Origin of the sequence: Dickeya oryzae (assembly GCF_009372235.1) — a bacterium.
Classification (GTDB): Bacteria; Pseudomonadota; Gammaproteobacteria; order Enterobacterales; family Enterobacteriaceae; genus Dickeya; species Dickeya oryzae.
This window is the reverse complement of record NZ_ML762921.1, coordinates 469,831-471,782: the sequence shown is the minus strand read 5'-3', so window position 1 is coordinate 471,782 and position 1,952 is coordinate 469,831. Positions and strand designations below refer to the sequence as shown.

At 43.0% G+C, this 1,952-nt stretch carries 3 protein-coding genes; all 3 read left to right on the top strand.

Annotated elements, in window-relative coordinates:
- The first annotated feature begins 45 nt into the window (after positions 1–45).
- Genes FAZ14_RS07135 through FAZ14_RS07125 form a run of 3 tightly spaced genes read left to right on the top strand, consistent with a single transcriptional unit; the run spans position 46 to position 1,869 of the window.
- Positions 46–315, top strand: coding sequence for an acyl carrier protein (locus FAZ14_RS07135; protein ID WP_016940742.1), 270 nt, complete (start codon positions 46–48; stop codon positions 313–315).
- Positions 316–340: 25 nt separating this feature from the next.
- Entirely contained in the window at positions 341–1,507 is a 1,167-nt protein-coding gene (locus tag FAZ14_RS07130; protein WP_016940741.1) for a cupin-like domain-containing protein, read from the top strand.
- Positions 1,507–1,869 (top strand): hypothetical protein, encoded by a 363-nt coding sequence (locus tag FAZ14_RS07125; RefSeq protein ID WP_153508288.1) that lies wholly within the window; start codon positions 1,507–1,509, stop codon positions 1,867–1,869. Before FAZ14_RS07130 ends, FAZ14_RS07125 begins: the two co-directional genes overlap by 1 nt.
- Positions 1,870–1,952: the final 83 nt, after the last annotated feature.

Here is a 1,952-nt window from a genome sequence, read left to right as displayed (position 1 = left end):
ACACGGAGTTAGTGTTGTGATTTCTGGATGAAATAGAGGTGAATAATGGGTGAGTTAGACGAAGCGTTGTCAGGTTATCTTGTTGCACTTGCAGCAAAAATACTGAAATGTGAACAAGCGAGTATCGAGTGGGAAAGCGACATTGATGAATATGGATTTGAGTCGATGGAGGTTAATCAATATTGCGCGGATCTGAACAAATTTTTCTCTATCAAGTTGACTCCGGTTGTTTTTCTGGAAGTCAACTCGCTTCAGGGGTTGAGTGAGTATTTGAAAAAGCATCATTTCAATAACCTTGAAACTGCTCTTCTCTGAGCCTGAACCCAAAGGGAATATATTTATGGAAAAATATGATATTCAAAGCGAAACGCAGCGGAAAGTATTTGAAATGATGCCTTCTTTCTTTCTGGATCAGGAAGAGCAGGCTAATTTTCACTTTATGATGCATATGCGACTGGTGCTGAAATCTCCCGATTTTATGGAAACGTTTGAACGTGATTTATTTGAGAAAAAATTAGCAGATTTGCAAGCGGCGTATCCTGATTTCTACGCGACGGACTGTGCTGACACCTTCATTAAAATGAAGTCCTACGACTTTTCAGATATGGATCGGACGACGTTTCAGAAGATGATCAATGACGCCAGCAACCCGCCGATCATTGCCAAAGGTTTTCTTAATGACACGAAGGCCGTTCAGGAATGGACCCACGATTATCTGATTGAGCACTATAAAGATACAGAGATTATCGCCGTCGGCTATGATGAGAAGGGAAACAGTTTGAAGAAACTCAAACTGGAAACAATACTCCGTTCTCAATTAGATAAAGATTCCAAGGTGAGTTACTACATTAATAACTCTGCGGAAATTTTTAATGACTACCCTGATTTGATCGATGAAGTCGGTGCCGGGAAAATTCTCGATCTTTTCCATGGCCATTCAGCAAATAGTTTCAGCCAGCTATTTGTCGGTAATCTTCGTACCTGGGGAACGAACTGGCATCAAGGGAATGATATTTCCTGCGCGTTGATGATCAGCGGGGTAAAACGTTGGTACTTTGTCGATCCCCGCTTGGGATATATTTTGCGCCCATTCCTTGATGGGGCAAATGGGATGTCAGCGAAGATGGATGCTCGTTTGGATATCAATTTCCATAAAATTCACAATCCACTTTACGCTTATGCACCCAAGTTCTATGTCGATTTGGAGCCGGGCGATGTCCTCTTTTTCACCAAATACTGGCCTCACGCTGTCATCAATACCACGCCATTGCAGATCATGGCTAATATGCGGATGACGGAAGTGGATCTGGAGACCATGACAAAAGGAAAAGATGTCCCGACATTGATGCCGGTATATGACAATATCCTGAATTCAGATCCATCTTTTATCAAATTCAAATTCGATATTTTCAACAGTTTAGGTAAGAAATCCAAAGCTATCGGAGATGAGAATTATTTTTCTGCCTACAACACCACCGGCGACGTCCTGAGTAAGGGAGATAAATGATGAAGGAATATCTGGTAAATTCCGGCCTGTTCAACATGATTATTCGCCCGACGGATAAAGCGTATTACATTCTGAATGATGATCAGGCATCAGCAGATACGCTCCAGGAGTTTCTGGCGGGCGGTAATGTGCAATATAGCCGGCTTAAGCCTCTTTGGTTTCGATATCGGGCCGATGAATCATGGCAGGATTTCGATAAAAAAGATTATCGTCTGGGCAAAGAGCTTTCTGAGGCGGAATTGATCGACCGTTTTGTATTGAAGAAGTTTAACTTCGGCAGTCTGGTGGCGGTCAGGGACACCCAGACCGGTACCGTCAAGGTATTTAAGCGGGACAAGTTACAACTGTCAGCGAGTGAGTAAGCTATTCGTCTAAAGAAAAAAAGGAATGCACGCCCTCTTTTAATTTCCGGTTGCTGCACTAAGCACAAACGTGCGCGTGCGGC

What these genes read in the sequence shown, in the direction of transcription:
- FAZ14_RS07135 (WP_016940742.1), top strand. Translation starts at nt 46, where the DNA reads ATGGGTGAGTTAGACGAAGCGTTGTCAGGTTATCTTGTTGCACTTGCA.
- FAZ14_RS07130 (WP_016940741.1), top strand. Translation starts at nt 341, where the DNA reads ATGGAAAAATATGATATTCAAAGCGAAACGCAGCGGAAAGTATTTGAA.
- FAZ14_RS07125 (WP_153508288.1), top strand. Translation starts at nt 1,507, where the DNA reads ATGAAGGAATATCTGGTAAATTCCGGCCTGTTCAACATGATTATTCGC.